Annotated in this window: 1 protein-coding gene; it reads right to left on the bottom strand. The window is 55.7% G+C overall.

Annotated features, from left to right (window positions below):
• Positions 1-30 precede the first annotated feature (30 nt).
• On the bottom strand, positions 31-1,569 hold the full coding sequence (locus ASD32_RS20470; RefSeq protein WP_060639911.1) for an IS3 family transposase: 1,539 nt from the start codon (positions 1,567-1,569) through the stop codon (positions 31-33).
• Positions 1,570-1,610 lie beyond the last annotated feature (41 nt).

The following is a 1,610-nucleotide window of genomic DNA, read 5'->3' as shown; positions in this document are numbered from 1 at the left end:
GCGGGGGTGCGGATAAAAACTTGGACTGTTTTAAATGCTCAGGCCGAGGCTCTTACGATATTCGACCGGGCTGAGTGATCCCAGTGATATTTTGATGCGCGTTTCATTGTACCATCGGATGTAAGCGTCCACCTCTGCCACGAACTGCTCTATCGTGATGACCTTCCAGTCTCGTGGATAGAAGAGCTCGGTCTTCAACCGACCGAAGAACCCTTCGCACGCGGCGTTGTCTTGCGAGCAACCCTTTCGGGACATGGAGCGAACCAGTCTTGCTTCGCTGATACGGGTTAACCAGCCTGGCCAGCGATAATGGGCTCCGCGATCAGAATGGATGATTGGCCGTTCCTCGCCGTTGGCGACGGTTCCGATGGCTGCATCCAGCATGGTGTTGACGAGACCCGCATCTGGTTGGGTTCCGATGGACCAGCTGATGACCATGCCGTCAAAGCAGTCGATGATGGGCGAAAGGTACACCTTGCCAGCTGGGATCTGGAACTCGGTGATGTCTGTCAGCCATTTCACGTTTGGCGCTTTTGCATGGAAGTCGCGATTGATCAGGTTCTCGGGCGCTGGACTGATCTCTCCCAGATAGGATCCGAACCGCCGTCGACGCGGCCTGGCAACGACCAACTGCTCCTGCTTCATCAATCGCTGGACAACCTTTTCCGAGATTATCACGCTTTGTCTGGCCAGCGACGCCTGCAGTCGTCGATAACCGTAGCAACGACGGTTCGCTTCAAAGATCTCCGCTAGGCTGTAGCGGACAGCAGCATACTTGTCTGCCAGGCACATGCGGGCGCGATGGTAGAAGTAGGAGCTACGGGCAATCCGAAGCTGGGCAAGCAACTCTGGCAAGCGGTAAACTTCTTTAAGGGCGTCAATTAGCTGGGTTTTCTCCCGATTACTCAGGATCTGCAGATCGACGCCCAGGTCTTTTTTTAAGAGTTCGTTGGCCTTCTTCAGGAGATCATGTTCGAGTTGTAACTGGCGGACATCACGCTGGAGGGCTTCAAGCTGTCGCTCGAGCTCTTCACGTTCAGGCACCTTGGGGTTGGATTTGCGGCGTTTCATGGATGAGGGAGCCTCGTGACCAAGTAGTTGATCTTTCCAGCTGTACAATGTCGGCCTTGAGACGCCCAGTCGGACAGCTACCTGTTGAGCGCTTTCATCTCCACTGCATAATCCAATGACCCCGGCTTGCCGGACCTCCTCGGAATAGCCAGGGTGCCACGATCGACCGACAATCGATGTCCGCGCCTCCGGAAACGCCTCACGAACCCATGCGGTTAGAGTTCCTCGACCGGGATAGCCGAGCGCCCTCATCGTCGCAGAGATGCAACGATCATGGGTGCGAAAGTACTCAAGTGCCGCCTGCCTCTGAGCCTCTGAGTATTTTGGCGCTCGCGCTACCGGCTGAGTACGCAGGTCGAGATGCTGTACGTACTCGCGATGCCAGCCCTTCAACGCATTCTTGGTGGGATACCCCAGCTGACGAATAGTCGCATTAAGTCGCTTGCCCAGCCGGATATAGAGCTCAACCGCTCGAAGTCTGTCTGCGTAGGAATACATGAACTACCTCCTTGGTGGTCCAAGTTTTCGTCCGCACCCCC

Origin of the sequence: Rhizobium sp. Root483D2 (genome assembly GCF_001426685.1) — a bacterium.
Classification (GTDB): Bacteria; Pseudomonadota; Alphaproteobacteria; order Rhizobiales; family Rhizobiaceae; genus Pararhizobium; species Pararhizobium qamdonense.
Note: the sequence above shows the minus strand (reverse complement) of the source record. Positions and strands in the feature narration are given on the sequence as shown.

Bases quoted from the DNA above. Each gene is read 5' to 3' on its own strand.
- ASD32_RS20470 (WP_060639911.1), bottom strand. From the start codon at position 1,569: ATGTATTCCTACGCAGACAGACTTCGAGCGGTTGAGCTCTATATCCGG.